Annotated in this window: 16 protein-coding genes; 3 read left to right on the top strand and 13 right to left on the bottom strand. The window is 64.8% G+C overall.

The window, feature by feature from the left end; translation table 11 throughout:
- Positions 1-24: 24 nt before the first annotated feature.
- The 3 genes from BC1002_RS19305 to BC1002_RS19295 are packed head-to-tail and all read right to left on the bottom strand — an operon-like array spanning position 25 to position 2,863.
- Positions 25-564, bottom strand: coding sequence for a DUF5943 domain-containing protein (locus BC1002_RS19305; protein WP_013091664.1), 540 nt, complete (start codon positions 562-564; stop codon positions 25-27).
- Between the two features lie 34 nt (positions 565-598).
- Positions 599-1,570 carry a dipeptidase gene (locus BC1002_RS19300; protein ID WP_013091663.1) on the bottom strand — a complete coding sequence of 324 codons (972 nt, stop codon included), beginning with the start codon at positions 1,568-1,570 and terminating at the stop codon, positions 599-601.
- Positions 1,571-1,588: 18 nt separating this feature from the next.
- On the bottom strand, positions 1,589-2,863 hold the full coding sequence (locus BC1002_RS19295; RefSeq protein ID WP_013091662.1) for a serine hydroxymethyltransferase: 1,275 nt from the start codon (positions 2,861-2,863) through the stop codon (positions 1,589-1,591).
- Between the two features lie 420 nt (positions 2,864-3,283).
- Between BC1002_RS19295 and BC1002_RS19290 the strand changes: the two genes are divergently transcribed.
- Positions 3,284-4,279, top strand: coding sequence for a GlxA family transcriptional regulator (locus BC1002_RS19290; RefSeq protein WP_013091661.1), 996 nt, complete (start codon positions 3,284-3,286; stop codon positions 4,277-4,279).
- Between the two features lie 113 nt (positions 4,280-4,392).
- Here the strand turns inward: BC1002_RS19290 and fdhA are convergent, their stop codons facing one another.
- On the bottom strand, positions 4,393-5,592 hold the full coding sequence (gene fdhA / locus BC1002_RS19285) for a formaldehyde dehydrogenase, glutathione-independent (protein ID WP_013091660.1): 1,200 nt from the start codon (positions 5,590-5,592) through the stop codon (positions 4,393-4,395).
- A gap of 277 nt (positions 5,593-5,869) precedes the next feature.
- Here fdhA and ampC point away from each other — a divergent pair, with 277 nt between their 5' ends.
- A complete protein-coding gene (ampC, locus tag BC1002_RS19280; RefSeq protein ID WP_013091659.1) occupies positions 5,870-7,051 on the top strand; it encodes a class C beta-lactamase in 1,182 nt (393 codons plus the stop codon).
- Between the two features lie 12 nt (positions 7,052-7,063).
- Here the strand turns inward: ampC and BC1002_RS19275 are convergent, their stop codons facing one another.
- From BC1002_RS19275 to BC1002_RS19250, 6 genes are all read right to left on the bottom strand, one after another.
- Positions 7,064-7,327, bottom strand: a complete 264-nt coding sequence (locus tag BC1002_RS19275; protein ID WP_013091658.1) for a hypothetical protein — start codon at positions 7,325-7,327, stop codon at positions 7,064-7,066.
- A 75-nt stretch (positions 7,328-7,402) separates the two neighbouring features.
- Positions 7,403-8,059, bottom strand: a complete 657-nt coding sequence (locus BC1002_RS19270; protein WP_013091657.1) for a sarcosine oxidase subunit gamma — start codon at positions 8,057-8,059, stop codon at positions 7,403-7,405.
- Positions 8,049-11,051 (bottom strand): sarcosine oxidase subunit alpha family protein, encoded by a 3,003-nt coding sequence (locus BC1002_RS19265; protein ID WP_013091656.1) that lies wholly within the window; start codon positions 11,049-11,051, stop codon positions 8,049-8,051. Before BC1002_RS19265 ends, BC1002_RS19270 begins: the two co-directional genes overlap by 11 nt.
- On the bottom strand, positions 11,048-11,383 hold the full coding sequence (locus tag BC1002_RS19260; RefSeq protein ID WP_013091655.1) for a sarcosine oxidase subunit delta: 336 nt from the start codon (positions 11,381-11,383) through the stop codon (positions 11,048-11,050). The genes BC1002_RS19265 and BC1002_RS19260 overlap by 4 nt, the downstream gene beginning before the upstream one ends.
- A gap of 17 nt (positions 11,384-11,400) precedes the next feature.
- Positions 11,401-12,645: a sarcosine oxidase subunit beta family protein gene (locus tag BC1002_RS19255; protein WP_013091654.1), complete on the bottom strand. Its 1,245-nt coding sequence runs from the start codon at positions 12,643-12,645 to the stop codon at positions 11,401-11,403.
- A gap of 40 nt (positions 12,646-12,685) precedes the next feature.
- Complete coding sequence (locus BC1002_RS19250) at positions 12,686-14,080, bottom strand: L-serine ammonia-lyase (protein WP_013091653.1); 1,395 nt, start codon at positions 14,078-14,080, stop codon at positions 12,686-12,688.
- A 326-nt stretch (positions 14,081-14,406) separates the two neighbouring features.
- Between BC1002_RS19250 and BC1002_RS19245 the strand changes: the two genes are divergently transcribed.
- A complete protein-coding gene (locus BC1002_RS19245) occupies positions 14,407-15,489 on the top strand; it encodes a GlxA family transcriptional regulator (protein WP_013091652.1) in 1,083 nt (360 codons plus the stop codon).
- A gap of 16 nt (positions 15,490-15,505) precedes the next feature.
- Here the strand turns inward: BC1002_RS19245 and BC1002_RS19240 are convergent, their stop codons facing one another.
- The 3 genes from BC1002_RS19240 to BC1002_RS19230 are packed head-to-tail and all read right to left on the bottom strand — an operon-like array spanning position 15,506 to position 18,592.
- A complete protein-coding gene (locus BC1002_RS19240; RefSeq protein ID WP_013091651.1) occupies positions 15,506-16,501 on the bottom strand; it encodes a GlxA family transcriptional regulator in 996 nt (331 codons plus the stop codon).
- A 20-nt stretch (positions 16,502-16,521) separates the two neighbouring features.
- Positions 16,522-17,424: a choline ABC transporter permease subunit gene (gene choW / locus BC1002_RS19235; RefSeq protein ID WP_013091650.1), complete on the bottom strand. Its 903-nt coding sequence runs from the start codon at positions 17,422-17,424 to the stop codon at positions 16,522-16,524.
- Complete coding sequence (locus BC1002_RS19230; RefSeq protein WP_013091649.1) at positions 17,417-18,592, bottom strand: quaternary amine ABC transporter ATP-binding protein; 1,176 nt, start codon at positions 18,590-18,592, stop codon at positions 17,417-17,419. The genes choW and BC1002_RS19230 overlap by 8 nt, the downstream gene beginning before the upstream one ends.
- Positions 18,593-18,835 lie beyond the last annotated feature (243 nt).

The following is an 18,835-nucleotide window of genomic DNA, read 5'->3' as shown; positions in this document are numbered from 1 at the left end:
GCGGTCGACCTCGGAATGCTCGGATTAGATTGACGCCAGCGGCGACACTTCGAACACGCAGTGCTCGTGTCCTTCCGCCGCGCAGCGTGCTTCTTTCGATTGCGACGGCGGGCCCTTGCGCGCGCCGTCTGGCGCGGTATCGTTGACCCAGTCCATCGCGCCCGCGAACCAGCCGGCGAACATGTAGCAGAGCTTGCCGGTCTTGCCCGGTTGGGCGAGCACGAACGACGAGTGCCGTAATTCGATCCGCGCATGCGAGCTCGCCGGATCGGCTTCGATGATCCTGAACAGGCCCCAGCCGCGCTGGGACAGACGGTTCAGGTAGTGCTCGAATACCGCCATGCCGGTGATGCCGTGCTGTTTCGCTTCCTTCTCGCACCAGAAGTACGCGGACTTGTAGCCGGCCTTGTAGAGAATCTCGGCGTACGTGTCGCGGCCGAGCGCTTCCTCGACGGCGACGTGGTTGTTGGTGAAGAAATGACGCGGCACGTAGAGCATCGGCAGCGCGTCCGTGGTCCAGACGCCGGTGTCCGGATTCACATCGATGGGCAGTTGAGGTTGCATGTGGGAACTCCGTTTTGATCCGCTGTAAAAAGGCTCACACCTTCCAGACTTCGCCGAACACCCGTACCCAGTTTTCGCCCATGATCTTGCGGATGCGCGTCTCGGTCCAGCCGGCGCGTTCCATCGCGGCGGTCAGGTTCGGAAACTCGCCGATCGTGCGAATGCCTTCCGGGTTCACGACCTTGCCGAAGTTCGTCAACTGGCGATAACGGCCCTTGTCGTGCGTGATCCAGTCGAAAAATTCGGTGCTGTAGCCCTGCGTGAAATCGGTGCCGATTCCCACCTGGTCTTCGCCGATCAGGTTCACCACGTACTCGATCGCCTCGATGTAATCTTCGACGGTCGCATCGGGGCCGCGCTTCAGGAACGGCGCGAACATCGTCACGCCGACGAAGCCGCCCGCGTCCGCGATTTCCTTCAGTTGCTCGTCGGTCTTGTTGCGCGGATGCTCCTTGAGCCCGGACGGGCAGCAATGCGAATAGCAGACCGGCTTCTTCGACGCCGCGATCGCCTCCGACGAGGTCTTGCCGCCCACATGCGACAGGTCGACCATGATTCCGACGCGGTTCATCTCCTGAATCACCTCGCGCCCGTAGCCGGACAGACCGCCGTCGCGCTCGTAGCAGCCGGTGCCGACGAGGTTCTGCGTGTTGTAGCAAAGCTGCACCACGTTGACGCCGAGATCCTTGAACGCTTCGATATAGCCGAGGTTGTCCTCGAATGCATGCGCGTTCTGGAAGCCGAAGATGATGCCGGTCTTGTTCTCTTTCTTCGCGCGGAAGATGTCGTCGGTGGTGCGCACCAGCGTGAGGATCTCGCTGTACTGGCGGATCTGCTGCTTCATTTCGGCGATGTTGTCGACGGTCTTCTGAAAACTTTCCCAGACCGATACCGTGCAGTTCACGGCGGTGACGCCGCCCTTGCGCATGTCTTCGAACACCGAGCGCTCGAACTTCGAAATGTTCAGCCCGTCGATGATGATGCTGTTCTCGTGCAGTTGACTCATCGTTTGCTCCGCGCGTAATCAGTAAATGGGAAAGCGGTCGCACAGCGCGAAAATCTCGCGGCGCACGCGTTGTTCGGTTGCGGCGTCGCCTTCGGCGGACGTCCGCAGCGCATCGAGCACCTCGACGATCAGACGCCCGACCTCGCGAAACTCGCTGACGCCAAAGCCGCGCGTCGTGCCCGCCGGCGTGCCGAGGCGAATGCCGGACGTGACGGTCGGCTTCTCCGTATCGAACGGAATGCCGTTCTTGTTGCAGGTGATGCCCGCGCGCTCCAGCGCCTGTTCGACCTGATTGCCCTTGAGCCCCTTCGGCCGCAGATCGACCAGCAGCAGATGGTTGTCGGTGCCCCCTGTCACCAGATCGACGCCGCCCGCTTTCAGCACGTCGCCGAGCGCCCGCGCGTTGGCGAGCACGCTGTCGATATAGGTTTTGAAGCCCGGCTGCAGCGCCTCGCCGAACGCGACCGCCTTGCCGGCGATCACATGCATCAGCGGTCCGCCCTGCAAGCCGGGGAACACGGCGGAGTTGATCTTCTTCGCGATCTCTTCGTCGTTGGTCAGCACGAAGCCGCCGCGCGGACCGCGCAGGGTCTTGTGGGTGGTCGACGTGACCACGTGCGCATGCGGGACCGGATTGTCATGACGGCCGGCCGCGATCACGCCCGCGATATGCGCCATGTCCACCATCAGCTTCGCACCGACGCCGTCGGCGATTGCGCGCAGCCGTGCGAAGTCGAGCGCGCGCGGATAGGCGGAAAAGCCCGCGATCAGCAGCGTCGGTTTGTGCTGTTGCGCCAGTTCCTCGATCTGCTCGTAGTCGATCAGCATCGTGTCGCACCGCACGCCGTACTGCACCGCGTTGAACCACTTGCCCGACAACGCGGGCTTCGCGCCATGCGTCAGATGCCCGCCCGCGTCGAGCGACATGCCGAGCACCGTATCGCCCGGCTTCGTCAGTGCGAGCATCACCGCGCCATTCGCTTGCGCGCCGGAATGCGGCTGCACGTTCGCGAACTTCGCATTGAAAAGCTGCTTGATGCGATCGAGCGCGAGCGTCTCGATCTCGTCGACGTATTCGCAACCGCCGTAGTAGCGCTTGCCCGGGTACCCTTCCGCGTACTTGTTGGTCAGCACCGAGCCCTGCGCGTCGAGTACCGCGCGCGACACGATGTTTTCCGACGCGATCAGCTCGACTTGCGACTGCTGACGCTCGAGCTCTTTCAGAATGGCGCCGCGCACCGCCGGATCGCGCGCCGGCAGCGAGTCTTCGAAGAAGGGATTCGGGTTCGACATGGAAGGTCCGTAAGAACGTTGACGGGGAGGCTGTTGCGGGTTGCCGGCGGGGTCGCGCCGCCGCTTTGCCTTGGATCTATTCTTGACGGTCGGCCCGCGCGTCTATTTACGAATTCAGACGCGTTCTTTGCCTTTTCCGCCATGCGCGTCCTTTTTCGACAAGTCGGCGCAGTCGGCCCGCGTGGGGCTGCACTACAAGGCAGTCTTGCTGCGCCGTTCGGGTGCGCCGTATTGCCGTCGCGGCGCCGTTCTGGTGCTGCGTGGAAGCGATTTCGTCAGCGGATTGCTTAGCCATTCCTGGCTGTGTGCACAGCATCCAGGGGTTTAGCCTGATGGCATGGTTGTTGCCCTGATACTCAGAATTGAGATAGTCGCCTTCCCCACGGCGACGCGAAATTTACATCAGGATTCCCCGTTCCCATGTCCACCGATCGCACGGCATCGTTGTCGCATTTCGCATTTATGCCGGTTCCGAACTTCACGATGATCGCGTTCACCAACGCGATCGAAGTGCTACGCATGGCGAACTACCTGACGGGTCAGCCGCTTTACCGCTGGTCGATCGTGAGTCCCGCCGGCGGGCCGGTCATGGCGAGCAACGGGCTTTCCGTCGATACGGGGCCGGTCGAATGCGTCGGGCAGCCCGATATCGTGTTCGTGGTCGGCGGCATCGACGTGCAGCGCTCCACCAGCGCCGAGCATCTGTCCGCGCTGCGCCGTTTCGCGCGCATGGGCTGCGTGCTGGGCAGTCTGTGCACGGGCACCTATGCGCTCGCGCGCGCCGGCCTGCTGGCCGGTTATGCGTGCGCGATTCATTGGGAAAACATGTCGGCGCTGAAGGAAGAGTTTCCGGACACGCGCTTTCTGAAAGAGCTGTTCGTGATCGATCGGGATCGGGTGACCTGCACCGGCGGCGTCGCGCCGCTCGACATGATGCTGAATCTGATTTCGCCGCGCGTCGGTACCGCGCGCGTCACGCAGATCGCCGAGCAGTTCATCGTCGAACATGTGCGCGACACCAGCGCGCAGCAGAAGATGCCGCTGGTCGCGCGGCTCGGCTCGGCCAACAAGTCGCTGTTCGAAGTGATCTCGCTGATGGAGAACAACATCGAGGAGCCGCTGTCGCGCGAGGAACTTGCGCGGCTGGCGGGCATGTCGCAACGGCAGTTGCAACGGCTGTTCCGCGAGCACCTGGGGATGACGCCGACGCACTACTACCTGACGCTGCGCCTGCGGCGCGCGCGCGAGCTGCTGTTGCAGACCGACATGTCGATCATGCACATCACGATGGCGTGCGGCTTCCAGTCGGCCTGCCACTTCTCGAAGAGCTATCGCGATGCGTTCGGCACCGCGCCGACGCGCGAACGCCGCAACCAGGCGCCTTCGCTGTCCAATGCGCCAGTGCTGGCGGCTTGATCAATGAAAATACGCACTGGACAGTGGATCCGTTCAACGCGTGCTTAAGACGACGCGCCGCGTGGACCAGCAGCCCACGCAGCGCTTAGCGGCAATTTAGCGGCTATCGAACCTCAAGCCGCCTTCAATAGCCCATGCGGGTCGATCACAAACTTCTTCGGCGCGCCGCCGTCGAATTGCCGGTAGCCCTCGGGTGCATCGTCGAGCGATACCACCGTCACGTTGACGATATCGGCGATCGGCAAACGATCCCACAGGATCGCCTGCATCAGATCGCGGTTGTACTTCATGACCGGCGTCTGCCCGGTGTGGAACGAATGCGACTTCGCCCAGCCCAGGCCGAACCGCAAACTGAGGCTGCCCTTGCGCGCGGCGGCATCGGCCGAGCCTGGATCGTCGGTCACGTAGAGTCCGGGAATGCCGATGGCGCCAGCCGCGCGGGTGATTTCCATCAGCGAATTGAGCACCGTGGCCGGGGCTTCCTCGTGCGAGCCGCTGCTGCCGTGACCGTGCGCTTCGAAGCCGACGCAGTCCACCGCGCAATCCACCTCGGGCTTGCCGAGGATCTGCTCGATCTGTTCGCCGAGCGTCGCGTCCTTCGACAGATCGATGGTCTGAAAGCCCATCTTGCGCGCGTGCGCGAGGCGCGCCTCGTTCATGTCGCCGACGATCGTGCAGGCCGCCCCCAGCAGGCGCGCGGACGCGGCCGCCGCCATGCCGACCGGTCCAGCACCGGCGATATAGACGGTCGCGCCGGGCTTGGCTCCGGCCATCACCGCGCCGTGGTAGCCGGTCGGCAGAATGTCGGACAGGCAGGTCAGGTCGCGGATCTTCGACATCGCCTGCGCGCGGTCCGGGAATTTCAGCAGATTGAAGTCCGCGTACGGCACCATCACGTATTCGGCCTGGCCGCCTATCCAGCCGCCCATGTCGACGTAGCCATACGCGCCGCCCGCGCGCGACGGATTCACGTTCAGGCACACGCCGGTGTGCTGCGCCTTGCAGGTCGGGCAGCGTCCGCAGGCCACGTTGAACGGCACCGACACCAGATCGCCGACGCTCAGCGTTTCCACGTCGCGCCCTACCTCGATCACTTCGCCGGTAATCTCGTGCCCGAGTACCAGGCCGACCTCGGCGGTCGTGCGGCCACGCACCATGTGCTGATCGGAGCCGCAGATATTCGTGCTCACCACCTTCAGGATCACCCCATGGCCGATCGAACGGCCACGTGGATCGACCATCTTCGGATAGTCGATCGACTGCACTTCGACCTTGCCCTGCCCCAGATACACGACGCCGCGATTGCTGCTCATTGTCTCGTCTCCATGTTCGTGAGCGACGCGCCCGCACGCTGCATGGCGCGCCGTTCCACCAGCGTAGCGGCGGTCCGCGGCGACACCTGTGCCGAACCCGACACGCGTTTGGCTACAACCGACAACGCCGGCAACGCTCGCGTTGCGGCCCACAACTTTTTCTATACCCCCGCGCAACATATCCTCGTTTGCCAGCGTTTCGCAAAAGCCCGATAGTGCTGCCTCAGCCGATTCGCCGATCCGCCGACTCACACTCCCCGACCGAGGACCGTTTGCAATGAAGACCCGAGCGCTCAAACTGATAACAACCGCCACGTTCGCGCTGTTCACGCTGTCCGCGATCTCACCCGCCGGTCACGCGGCCGAGCCCGCCGCCGCGCAACTCCAATCCACCGTCGATGCGGCGATCCGGCCGCTGATGGCGAAGTACCATATCGCCGGCATGGCGGTCGGCGTGATCGACGACGGCAAGCCCTACGTGTACAACTACGGCGTCGCATCGACGCAAACCGGCAAGCCGGTCACACGCGATACGCTGTTCGAACTCGGCTCGGTCAGCAAGACTTTCACGGCGACGCTCGCGTCGTATGCGCAGCTCGACGGCAAGCTGTCGTTGTCGGACGGCACGGAGCGCTATCTGCCGACGCTGCGCGGCCGGCCGTTCGGCAAAGTCAGCCTGCTGAATCTCGGCACGCACACGCCTGGCGGTCTGCCGCTGCAGGTGCCGGATGACATCCGCAACAACGCGCAACTGCTGCAGTACTTCCACGACTGGCAGCCCGCTCATCCGCCCGGCACGTTCCGCACCTACTCGAATCCCGGCATCGGCACGCTGGGGCTGATCACCGCGAAGACGATGGGCCAGGACTTCACCGCGCTGATGCAGCAACGCGTGTTTCCTGCGCTCGGCATGAAGAGCACTTACATCGACGTCCCCGCGGCGAAAATGCCGGACTACGCGCAGGGCTATGCGAAAGACGGTGCGCCGGTCCGTCTGACGGGCGGCGTGATTTCAGCCGAAGCGTACGGCGTGAAGTCGACCGCCGCCGATATGCTGCGTTTCGTGCAGGCGAACATGAACCTGATTCCGCTCGACAGCCAGTTCCAGCGTGCAATCACGGACACGCATACCGGCTACTTCCAGGCCGGCGTGCTGACTCAGGATCTGATCTGGGAGCAGTACCCGTATCCGGTCGAATTGCCGACCTTGCTGGCCGGCAATTCGCTGGCAATGGTCCTCAACGGGAGCCCGTCGACCGAAATCAAACCGCCGCTGCCGCCGCAGCAGAACGTCTGGATCAACAAGACCGGATCGACCAACGGCTTCGGCGCGTATGTCGCGTTCGTGCCGCAAAAGCGCCTCGGTATCGTGATGCTCGCGAACCGCAATTTCCCGAACGAGGCGCGCGTGAGCGCCGCGCATCAGATCCTCTCGGCGCTGGATGACGGCAAGCGCTGATAACGCCGATACCTACGTCCGCAGTCGCGCACGCGCGGCACTGGCGATCCGCGCGAGCGCATCCGCGCTCAGACGGGCCGCGATTTTTTCGACGTACGCGTGATGCCGCGCTTCGAGCGGCGCGCCTAGCTCCCGCGCGAGCAGATAGCGAATCAGCGCAATGCGCCGATGACGCAGCGCGATACTCTGATCGAGCAGCGCGAGCGCGGCGCCGGCATCGCGCTCATCGCAGGCAAGCGCCGTAAGACGCGCGGTGGCGACACGTGTCGACGTCATGGCGAAAGATGAGGAAGAAGCGCAGAAAGCGGCGGCCGGTGCCTGAACATGCACCGCCCGCCGTGTATCAACCACTCAGGACATCAACGGCTCGGCGGCGTCGAGCATGATCCTGACGAAGTAATCCGCGAAGCTGCGGCGCACGACGATGTCGAAACTGTCGGCGCTGGTGGGCAGCAACGTGATCGACGCCTTGAAATAATGGCTCTGCGCACACTGCCCCACGCCGAATAGTTTCGGATGCAGATCGAGCGGGCAGCCGCGCGCGAGCACATCGCGCGTCCGGGTGCCCTTTATTTCGAGCACCGTATAGCCGCTGCCGACATCGACCGCCGAGGCGAACACGCCCGCGAACGCCGCGCCGAGCTTCGCCTGCAACGGCGCCGTGCGCGTCGCATCGTGCGCGGCCTCCGAACGCACGAGCCATTCGTCCGGACCGAGCCACATCATGTCGTAGCCATTGCCGCGCGCGACGGTGTTTGCCTTCTCCGGCGGCTTGCAGCCAATCACCTGTTCCACTGCGCGAATGAACGCCGCGTCGCGCGGATCGCCGCGCACGTTCATTAGTTCGAGAAACGGCCGCTCGCCGAGCCGGAACGCGGCAGTCGAGTTGGCCTGATGCTGTTTCAGCAGGCCACCCACACCGGCCAGCGGCGACTCCTGCCACACGCCGTTTTGCCGACCGACCGCGCGATCCACGACCGATACCGTTCCGCCTGTTTCATTCCACATGTTGACGTGCTCCTTCGCTGTCGTAGAACACCGGACTCGCGATTTTCGCCGCGATCTGTTTGCCGCTTGAAAGCGGAATCGTGACGGTTGTGCCGATCTTGTCGAGACCATCCTTGACGACCGCCATCGCGATCGAGCGCCGCAAAATCGGGCTGTAATAGCTCGACGTGACGTGCCCGAGCATCGGCGCGGTTTCGCCCTGGAACGGCCCGGCGACGATCTGCGAGCCTTCGGGTATCACGAACGATGCATCTTCCGATAACAGCCCGACCAGTTGCTTGCGCCCCGCCTTCGCGGTGTCCGAGCGGGAGAGCGAGCGCTTGCCAAGAAAGTCCTTCGACTTCGCGACGAGCCCGCCCATGCCGAGGTCGTGCGGCGTCATCGAACCGTCGGTATCCTGGCCGACGATGATGTAGCCCTTCTCCGCGCGCAGCACGTGCATCGTTTCGGTGCCGTACGGCGTGATGTCGAATTCCGCGCCCGCGGCCATCAACGCTTCCCACACCGCGCGTCCGACGTTGGCCGGCACGTTGACTTCATAAGCGAGTTCGCCGGAGAAGCTGATGCGCATCACGCGCGCCGCCGCACCCGCGACGGTGCCTTCGCGATACGTCATGAACGGGAACGCCGCGTTCGCGAAGTCGATATCGTCGCAGACTTTTCGCAGCACCTTGCGGCTCTGCGGTCCGACCACCGCGAACGTCGCCCAGTGATCGGTGACCGACGCGAGCCGCACGCGCAGGTCGGGCCATTCGGTTTGCAGCCAGCGTTCGAGCCACGTGAGCACGCGCGCCGCGCCGCCGGTGGTGGTCGTCATCATGTAGTGCTGCTCGGCGAGGCGCACGGTCACGCCGTCGTCGAAGATCATGCCGTTTTCGTCGAGCATCAGGCCGTAGCGGCACTTGCCGACTTCGAGCTTGGTCCACGGGTTCGTGTACACCCAGTTCAGCAGCTTCGCGGAGTCCGGGCCCTGAATGTCGATCTTGCCGAGCGTCGACGCATCGAGAATGCCGACGCTGGTGCGCACCGCGAGCGACTCCCGCGCTACCGCCGCGTGCATGTCTTCGCCCTTCTTCGGGTAGAACCACGGACGCTTCCAGTTGCCGACGTCCTCGAACGCCGCGCCATGTTCGACGTGCCATTCATGGATCGCGGTCTTGCGCACCGGGTCGAGCAATTCGCCCAGCTCGCGGCCGGCGAACGTACCGAACGTGACCGGCGTGTAGTTCGGCCGGAACGTCGTCGTGCCGGTCTCGGGAATGGTCTTGCCGAGTGCCTGCGCGAGAATCGCCATGCCGTTGATGTTGCCGAGCTTGCCCTGGTCGGTGCCGAAGCCCATCGCGGTGTAGCGCTTCACGTGTTCGACCGATTCGAAGCCCTCGCGCGCGGCGAGGAAGATATCGGCGGCCGAGACGTCGTTCTGGAAATCGACGAACTGCTTGGGCCCGCGTGTGGCCAGTTCGCGTCCGCCGACAAGCCACAGCGGTTCCAGCTTCGCTTCGCTCAGCTCGGCGACCTGCACCGGCTTCGGCCGCGCGACGATGTGCCCGGCCGCGCGCGCCGCTTCGACGCCGGCATCGACCGCGAAACGGATGCCCTGGCCGAGCGTGAAGTCGCCCGCGCAGGCGCCGACGCTGGTCTCCGGCTGGACCGCCTTGCCCGGCACGAAGCAGGCCTTGTCGTCATGCCAGTGGGCCTTGCCGCCCGACTGTGCGAATAGATGCAGCACCGGGCTCCAGCCGCCCGACATCGCGAGCAGATCGCACGGCAGTTGGCCCTGTTGAGCGGTGATCTGACCTTTCGCATACGACGCGAGCGACACCGATGCGACGCGCAGCTTGCCGTGAGCCGCCGTGACGACCGTGCCGTTCAGCACCTTGATGCCGTGGCGGCGCGCGAGCGCGGGCAGCGTGCCCTTCGATTCACCCGCGCGCGGATCGATGATGCTTACCTGCGCACCGGCCGCTTTCAGGTCGAGCGCACATTGATAGCCGTCGTCGTTATTGGTGAACACGACCGCGTTGCGACCCGGCAGCACCGCATAGCGATGCAGATAGGTCGACACCGCCGAAGCCAGCATCACGCCAGGCAGATCGTTGTTGCCGAACACGATCGGCCGTTCATGCGCGCCGGTCGCCAGAATCACGCGTTTCGCGCGGATCTTCCACAGCAGTTCGCGTGTGCCCTTGCGCTGCGACACGGGCAGATGATCGGTCAGTCGCTGCGTGACCGTGACGAGATTGTGGTCCTGGTAGCCGAATGCGGTGCTGCGGCTCAGGATCTTCACGTCGGGCATCTGCCGCAATTCGTCTTCGATCTTCTGAACCCATTGCAGCGCCGGCTTGCCGTCGATCTCCGCGGCACACGACAGCAGCGAGCCGCCGAGTTCGGGCTGATCGTCGACCAGCGTCACGCGCGCGCCCGACAACGCCGCCGCGTGCGCGGCCGCAAGCCCGGTCGGGCCGCCGCCGACCACCAGCACGTCGCAATGCGCGAAGCATTTGTCGTAGCGGTCCGCGTCGCGCTGTTTCGGTGCGGTGCCGAGGCCGGCCGCGTCGCGAATCGCTTCCTCGTACTTCGGCCAGAGCTTGCGCGGCCACATGAAGGTCTTGTAGTAGAAGCCCGCCGGAATGAAGCGCGCGATCTTCTGGTTGATCGCCATGCGGTCCTTCTCGATGCTCGGCTTCGCGTTCACGCTGCTCGCGACGAGCCCCTGGTACAGCTCGACCTCGGTGGCCCGCGCGTTCGGCACCGTGTAGGCGCCGGTCTCCAGCTGCACGACCGCGTTCGGCTCCTCGACGCCCGCGGTCACGATGCCGCGCGGCCGATGATATTTCCAGCTGCGCGCGACGAAATGCATGCCGTTGGCGAGCAGTGCGGACGCAAGCGTATCGCCCTGATAGCCCTGGTATTCGACGCCGTTGAACGTGAAGCTCAGCGCGATCGCACGATTGATGCGGCCGCCGGTCGGGAGTCGGTCTTTCTGGCTCATGATGCTTTGCCCTCTTGTGCCTTTGCCTGTGCGTTGGCTGCCTGTGGATCGCTACTGTCGAGCGCCAGCAACGGACGCTCGAACGTCTGATAGCCCTGGAACGCATAGCTGACGGTGTCGCGCTGCGCCTTGAACCAGCGGCGGCAGCCCTGCGTGTGGAACCATTGCTCGCGATGCACGCCGCGCGGGTTCTTGCGCATGAACAGGTAGTCGCCCCATTCCTTGTCGGTCAGCGATTCGGTGTCGAGCGGGCGGGCGATGTCCGCCTCGCCGCCGCAGGAGAATTCGGTTTCGGCGCGGGGACCGCACCACGGGCATTCGATCAGCAACATCTGTGTCTCCTCGTCGACTAGTGGGCCACGGCGGCAGCGCCGTGCTCATCGATCAGATGACCGGTATAGAACCGGTCCAGCGAAAACGGCGCGTTCAACGGATGCGGCTCGTCCTTCGCGATCGTGTGCGCGAAGACCCATCCCGAGCCGGGCGTCGCCTTGAAGCCGCCCGTGCCCCAGCCGCAATTGAAATACAGCCCCTTCACATCGGTCTTGCTGATGATCGGGCACGCGTCCGGCGACACATCGACGATGCCGCCCCACTGCCGGTTCATCCGCACGCGGGAAAACACCGGGAACATTTCGACGATCGCCTCGAGCGTGCCCTCGATGATGTGGAAGCTGCCGCGCTGTCCAAACCCGGTGTACTGATCGACGCCCGCGCCGATCACCAGATCGCCCTTGTCGGACTGGCTGATGTACGCGTGGACCGCGTTCGACATCACGACCGTGTTGACCACCGGCTTGATCGGCTCCGACACCAGCGCCTGCAACGGATGGCTTTCGAGCGGCAAGCGCACGCCGGCCATGTCGGCGAGCGTCGACGTGTTGCCGGCCGTGACCACCGCGACCTTCTTCGCCTTGATGAAGCCCTTCGTCGTATCGACACCCGTCACCTGGCTGCCGTTGCGGCGAATGCCGACCACCTGGCAGTTCTGCACGATATCGACGCCGGCCTGGTCCGCGCCGCGCGCGAAGCCCCAGGCCACCGCATCGTGCCGGGCCACGCCACCGCGCCGTTGAATCGACGCGCCGAGCACCGGGTAGCGGCTATTCAGATTGATGGTCGGTTCGAGTTCCTTGATCTGCGCCGGCGTCAGAAATTCGGCGTCGACGCCGTTCAGCCGGTTCGCGTTGACGCGGCGTTCGGTGTCGCGCACGTCCTGCAGCGTATGTGCGAGATTCATCACGCCGCGCTGGCTGAACATCACGTTGTAGTTAAGATCCTGCGAGAGCCCTTCCCACAGCTTCATCGCCTTCTCGTAGAGCCCGGCGGATTCGTCCCACAGATAGTTCGAGCGCACGATCGTCGTATTGCGCGCGGTATTGCCGCCGCCGATCCAGCCCTTCTCGAGCACCGCGACGTTGCGCACGCCGTGTTCCTTCGCGAGGTAGTACGCGGTCGCGAGACCATGCCCGCCGCCGCCGACGATCACGACGTCGTACTCACGTTTAGGCTCGGGGCTGCGCCATTGCCGCTCCCAGTTCTCGTGATACGACATCCCGTTGCGCAGCAGGCTGAATATCGAATAGCGGCTCATCGTGGGTCCTTTGCGGTTTTGCAGATACGGTGTAGCGGGTTCAACACTCGATGACGTTCACGGCCAGCCCGCCGCGCGACGTCTCCTTGTATTTCGTCTTCATGTCGGCGCCGGTTTCCCGCATCGTGCGGATCACGCTGTCGAGCGATACCACGTGCTTGCCGTCGCCCTTCATCGCGATTCGCGCGGCGTTGATCGCCTTGATCGCGCCCATCGCGTTGCGCTCGATGCACGGAATCTGCACGAGCCCGCCGACCGGGTCGCAGGTCATGCCGAGGTTGTGTTCCATGCCGATTTCCGCGGCGTTCTCGACCTGTGCGGGCGTGCCGCCCATCACGGCCGCGAGCGCCGCGGCGGCCATCGAGCAGGCCACCCCCACTTCGCCCTGGCAGCCCACTTCGGCGCCGGAGATCGACGCGGTTTCCTTGTAGATGATGCCGATTGCCGCGGCGGTCAGCAGGAAGTCGACGATGCCGGCGTCGTTCGCCGCATGCATGAACTTCACGTAGTAGTGCAGCACCGCCGGAATCACACCGGCCGCGCCGTTGGTCGGCGCGGTGACGACCCGGCCGCCGGCGGCGTTTTCCTCGTTGACGGCCATCGCGTACAGGTTGACCCAGTCGAGCATCGACAGCGGGTCGCGCAGCGATTCCTCCGAGCGTGCGCGCAAGCGCTCGCACAGCTCGGCCGCGCGGCGCTTCACGTGCATCGGGCCGGGCAGTTCACCGCGCACCTTGCAGCCGCGCTCGACACACGCGGCCATCGTGCGCCAGATCGCCAGCAGGCCCTCGCGCACTTCGTGTTCGGGCCGAGTCGCGCATTCGTTGCGCAACGTCACTTCGGCGATCGACAGGCCGCTTTCGCGGCACACGCGCATCAGATCGTCGCCGGTGCGGAACGGATACGGCACCTCCGCGCTGGCGCGCCGTCCATTCACGCGATCGCCGTCGCGATTGACGACGAAGCCGCCGCCGATCGAGAAATACTCTTTCTCGACCAGTAACTGGCCGTTCTCGTCGAAGGCCTGAAAGCGCATGCCGTTCGGATGCACGACGCCCGAGCCCGGTGCGCCCGGCATCAGCTTGCGGTAAAAGCCGACATGTTCGCGCTCGTCGAACGCGACTGGATGCTTGCCGAGCAGCACGAGCTGCCTGGTCTCGCGGATCGCCCGCAGTCTCGGCTCGATCAGGTCGGGATCGATCTGATCGGGCAGATTGCCTTCGAGGCCGAGCAGCACCGCCTTATCGGTGCCGTGGCCCTTGCCGGTCGCGCCGAGCGAGCCGAACAGCTCGGCTCTGACGCGCCGCACGAAGCCGAGCAGATTCGCGTCCTCGACATGCGATGCGAAGCGGCATGCGGCGATCATCGGCCCGACCGTGTGTGAGCTCGATGGACCGATGCCGATCTTGAACAGATCGAAGACGCTGACGTTCATGGCGTGCCTTGTGCGCTGAGTCTTGCGAGTTGCGATGGCCGGAAGCGCGTCGACTCGACTGATGCGCCCGGATGGAAAGTGCGTCTATTGCACCGCACGGCGGGACCGATCGATAGAATAAAAACGGCATCGCAATGGGATGGCGTCGCCAAATGACCCGCCAGGCGGGCCTCACGGCGGATTTGCGATGACTTGCGACGCATTCGCGACAGGCGGCCCGATTGCGGCAGGCAATGCTGAAGGTCCGTGGTGCTATGCTTGCCTATACCCTTTTCGGTCAACGTTCGTCCCGCTTTCGCAGTTCTTTTCACCGACCCGCCGCGCGCATGAATTCCGCTGAAACGCTCTCCCCACCGTCAGTCGACACCGCCACGAAGCAGCGCATCCGCTTCGGCATCATCCTGCTGCCGAACTTCACGCTGACCGCGTTCTCGGGTTTCGTCGACCTGCTGCGCCTGTCCGCCGATGAAGGCGACTTCAGCAAGCCGGTGCGCTGTTCGTGGAGCGTGATCGGGGAAACCCTTGCTCCGGTGCGCGCGAGTTGCGGCATCCAGATCACGCCGTGGGAAACCTTCGAGACCGCCGAAAAGTTCGACTACGTGGTGGTGGTCGGCGGACTGCTGCACTCGGGGCCGGCCGCGAGCGAGGCGACGCTCGCGTTCATCCGCCGCGCCGCCGCGCGCGACGCGACGCTGGTCGGCATGTGCACCGGCGTGTTCTCGCTGATGCGCGCGGGCGTGCTCGACGGCCATCGGATCTGCGTGAGCTGGTTTCACTACTGGGATTTCATCGAGCGCTTTCCGTCGGTCGACGAACAGATGCTGGTCGCCGACCGGCTGTTCGTGATCGACCGGCGGCGCATCACGTGTTCGGGCGGGCGCGCGTCGATCGACGTCGCCGCCGCGATCCTGCTGCGTCACTTCGAAACCGCCACGGTGCAGAAGGCGCTGCGCATCCTGCTCGTCGATGACCTGCAAAAGGGCAACGCGCCGCAGCCGCATCCGCCCGGTCTCGCGCCGGCGTCGCATCCGAAGGTCAAGCGCGCGATCCTGCTGATGGAGCAGCACGTTGGCCGCGCGCTGTCGCTCGACGAACTGGCGGGCAAGCTCGATCTGTCGCCGCGTCAATTGGAACGGCTCTTCAAGGCGCAGACCGGCAAGGCGCCGCAGGCCTATGCGAAGCAGGTGCGCCTGCGCACCGCCGCGTGGCTGCTGACGAGTTCGGACAAGACCGTCGCGGATATCGCGTCGAGCTGCGGCTTTTCGGACGCGTCGCACCTGGGACGGGAATTTCGCAAACAGTTCGGCGTGCCGCCGATGATGTATCGCGAGCAACGCGGCACGGCGGAACAAGTCGACGACGGCTCGTGCTACGACGAAACGTTTCCGGGCCGCGCGCAGGCGATCTGATTTGACGCGGCGTGCGCTACTCCGGCATGCGCCGCTCGACGCTCGGCGCATGTCCGAACTGTGCGCGATACGCCTTGCTGAAATGACATGGCGAATGAAAACCGCACACCGTGGTCACGCGTGCGATCGATGCATCGGTATTGCGCAGCAGTTCGCGCGCACGGCGCAGCCGCAGGCTCAGGTAGTAGTGCGTTGGCGATACGTTCAGGAACAGCTTGAACATCCGCTGCAAATGGCGCTGCGACAGGTTCACGAGCCGCGCGAGTTCATCGAGCGATAGCGGCTCCTCGATGTTCGCTTCCATCAGCCGGACCACTTCGATCAGTTCGGCGCGCGACAAACCGACCCGCGCGTCGACGGGAATATGCTGGTAATCGGTCGAGCCGCGAATCCGCTCGACGATGAACTGCTCGGACACCTGCGCGGCCACCGCGGGCCCGAGCCGCATGCCGACCAGATGCAGCATCAGATCGAGCGGCGCGGTGCCGCCGGTACAGGTCAGCCGGTCGCGGTCGATCACGAACAGCTCGTCGTCGAAATGCACGTGCGGATACCGCTGGTGCAACGGCGACATGTCCTCCCAATGCACGGTCGCGCGATAGCCGTCGAGCAGCCCCGCCGCGAGCAGCGCATACGGGCCCGTGCAGATGCCGCCGAGCGGCACGCGGTGCGCGGCCGCCTCGCGCAGCAGGGCGATCACCGCGTCGTTCACATACTCGCGCACGTGCCAGCCCGCGCACACGAACAGCAGGTCCGGCATGCCTGTCTCGGCGAGCGTGGTGGTCGGCTTCACCGTGATGCCGTTGCTCGCGCGCGCCGGCTCGCCATCCGGTGTGACGACCGACCACCGGTAGTGCTGCGCGCGGCCCACGTAGTTCGCCATGCGCAGCACCTCGACCGCGCTGGTGAACGCGATCATCGAGAAGTTCGGCAGCGTCAGGAAGCCGACGTGCGCGACGGCGGACAGCCGTGCATCGGCTTCTTCGGCGGTGGCGATTGCGTCGCGCTTCATGGACGTATCGGATCAGACCATCAACCGTGTTGCGCCGCCGGCTCGCGGCGCACTTTCATCGCCTGGCGCAGCCCGGCGAACAATGGTGCGCGTGCCTTGCCCGGCGCCCGGCCGAAGCTCTCGGTGATGCGGTCCAGAATGATCGCCAGCATCACGACCGACATGCCGCTTTCGAAGCCGAGTCCGATATCGAGCCGCTGGATGCTCGCGAGCACGTCGTTGCCGAGGCCGCCAGCGCCGACCATCGACGCGATGATCACCATCGACAGCGCCATCATGATGGTCTGGTTCACACCGGTCATGATCGATGGCAGCGCGTTCGGAAACTGCACCTTGTACAGCAGCTGCCACGGCGTGCAGCCGAACGCCTGCCCCGCTTCGACGATTTCGTGATTCACGTGCTTGATGCCGAGCGCGGTCAGACGCACCGCGGGCGGCATCGCGAAGATCACCGTCGACAGAATGCCGGGCACGCGGCCGAGGCCGAACAGCATCGCAGCCGGAATCAGGTAGACGAACGCGGGCATCGTCTGCATCAGATCGAGCACGGGGCGCACGATCATTTCGACGGTGCGGCTCTTCGCCATCCAGATGCCGAGCGGCACACCGAGCACGAGACTGATCACCGTCGACGACAGCGTGAGGCCGAGCGTGATCACCATCTGATCCCAGAAGCCGGTGCCGTAGATCAATAGCAGCGCCGCCAGCGTGAACAACGCGAAGCGCCAGCCGACGCGCCACAAGCCGATGCCGACGAAGAACGCCATCAGCGCCCACATCGGCACGGCCTGCAGGCTGTGCTCGACCGCCGCGGCGAAACTCTCGATGACCTTGCCGATCGTGTCGAAGGTCTTCGCATCATGATCGAGCAGGTAGTGAACGCCGTGATCGACCCAGGCGCCAATTGGAATGATTTCAGACATGGGAACCTCGATGATGCGTGAGAACGCTCAGCACGTTCGTCTTGTTGACCGAGCCGCAGTAGGAGCCGTCCGCTTCGACGACCGGCAGCGGCGCGCGGCTCGCCACAACGCGCTCGACCACGTCGTTGAGCGGCGTGCTGCGATGGATGCATTCGATCTGGTTGAGCCGGGGCGACGCGCTGCCCGTCTCGTCGCGGCACACGAAGCCGCGTATCCTGCGCTCGCTGTCGAGCACGAACGCGTAGTCGGCGCTGCCGTTCAGCGTCGCCGCGACGCTCGATGCGTCGATCTGCGGCGCGTGCATCAGCGGCACGTCGTCGGTTTGCATCAGATCGCCGGCCGTCAGATAGCGGCTCGTGTCGATGCCTTCGAAGAACGCGCGCACGTAGTCGTCGGCCGGATTCTTGATGATTTCCTGCGGCGTGCCGATCTGCACGACGCGGCCGCCTTCCATGATCGCGATGCGCGTGCCGATGCGCATCGCCTCCTCCAGGTCGTGCGATACGAACAGGATCGTGCGCTGCTGCTCGCGCTGCAGATCGAGCAGCACGTTCTGCATTTCCTTGCGCTTGAGCGGATCGAGCGCGGAGAACGCCTCGTCCATGATCATCAGAGACGGGTTGACCGTGAGCGCCCGCGCGAGCCCGACGCGCTGCTGCATGCCGCCCGACAGCTCGGCGGGCAGCTTCTGCGCGAACGGCGCGAGGCCGACCTGTTCGAGCACCGTCAGCGCCCGCGCCTCGCGCTCCTTGCGGCCGACGCCCGCGACCTCGAGGCCGAACGCCGCGTTGGACAGCACGGTGCGCTGCGGCATCAGCGCGAAGGACTGGAACACCATGCTCATGTCCTTGCGGCGTAGCGCCGTCAGCTCGGCGCGGGGCACGCTCGCGACATCGCGGCCATCGATCAGCACCTTGCCGGCGCTGGGCTCGACGAGCCGATTGATCAGGCGAATCAGCGTCGACTTGCCGGAGCCGGACAGGCCCATCAGCACGAAGATCTCGCCCTCGCGAACCTCGAACGACGCGTTGTGCACGCCGACGATCTGACCGGTGCGGGCAAACACCTCCTCTTTGGTGGCGCCGCTGGCCAGCATTGCGAGCGCCTGTTTAGGGTTGGTGCCGAACACCTTGCACAGCCCTTCGACCACGACCTTGGGGGAATTCATCGAATGCTCTCCTCGCTTGCGGACGTCGCCCGCGCTGTGCCTACATAGTTGCTAGAAAAAAGTGCGGCTAGCCGACTAATTCCGACAAGCACATGAGGAAATGCGACACCCGGCCGCGCCGCGAGCGCTCGACGCCGCGACGAAAGCCTTGTGGGAGAAGGGATTGGCGCGGGTCGGCCCGCGCGCGGAGGATGTCGCGACAGAGCAAAAGGTGCTCCCGGACGGCGGCAAGGGCGAGACGGT

This window comes from Paraburkholderia atlantica (genome assembly GCF_000092885.1).
GTDB lineage: Bacteria > Pseudomonadota > Gammaproteobacteria > Burkholderiales > Burkholderiaceae > Paraburkholderia > Paraburkholderia atlantica.
Note: the sequence above shows the minus strand (reverse complement) of the source record. Positions and strands in the feature narration are given on the sequence as shown.

Coding starts and splice junctions, on each gene's coding strand:
- BC1002_RS19265 (WP_013091656.1), bottom strand. CDS start 11,051: ATGAGCCAGAAAGACCGACTCCCGACCGGCGGCCGCATCAATCGTGCG.
- BC1002_RS19230 (WP_013091649.1), bottom strand. CDS start 18,592: ATGAATTCCCCCAAGGTCGTGGTCGAAGGGCTGTGCAAGGTGTTCGGC.
- BC1002_RS19250 (WP_013091653.1), bottom strand. CDS start 14,080: ATGAACGTCAGCGTCTTCGATCTGTTCAAGATCGGCATCGGTCCATCG.
- fdhA (WP_013091660.1), bottom strand. CDS start 5,592: ATGAGCAGCAATCGCGGCGTCGTGTATCTGGGGCAGGGCAAGGTCGAA.
- BC1002_RS19275 (WP_013091658.1), bottom strand. CDS start 7,327: ATGACGTCGACACGTGTCGCCACCGCGCGTCTTACGGCGCTTGCCTGC.
- BC1002_RS19295 (WP_013091662.1), bottom strand. CDS start 2,863: ATGTCGAACCCGAATCCCTTCTTCGAAGACTCGCTGCCGGCGCGCGAT.
- BC1002_RS19290 (WP_013091661.1), top strand. CDS start 3,284: ATGTCCACCGATCGCACGGCATCGTTGTCGCATTTCGCATTTATGCCG.
- ampC (WP_013091659.1), top strand. CDS start 5,870: ATGAAGACCCGAGCGCTCAAACTGATAACAACCGCCACGTTCGCGCTG.
- BC1002_RS19260 (WP_013091655.1), bottom strand. CDS start 11,383: ATGTTGCTGATCGAATGCCCGTGGTGCGGTCCCCGCGCCGAAACCGAA.
- choW (WP_013091650.1), bottom strand. CDS start 17,424: ATGTCTGAAATCATTCCAATTGGCGCCTGGGTCGATCACGGCGTTCAC.
- BC1002_RS19255 (WP_013091654.1), bottom strand. CDS start 12,645: ATGAGCCGCTATTCGATATTCAGCCTGCTGCGCAACGGGATGTCGTAT.
- BC1002_RS19270 (WP_013091657.1), bottom strand. CDS start 8,059: ATGTGGAATGAAACAGGCGGAACGGTATCGGTCGTGGATCGCGCGGTC.
- BC1002_RS19245 (WP_013091652.1), top strand. CDS start 14,407: ATGAATTCCGCTGAAACGCTCTCCCCACCGTCAGTCGACACCGCCACG.
- BC1002_RS19305 (WP_013091664.1), bottom strand. CDS start 564: ATGCAACCTCAACTGCCCATCGATGTGAATCCGGACACCGGCGTCTGG.
- BC1002_RS19300 (WP_013091663.1), bottom strand. CDS start 1,570: ATGAGTCAACTGCACGAGAACAGCATCATCATCGACGGGCTGAACATT.
- BC1002_RS19240 (WP_013091651.1), bottom strand. CDS start 16,501: ATGAAGCGCGACGCAATCGCCACCGCCGAAGAAGCCGATGCACGGCTG.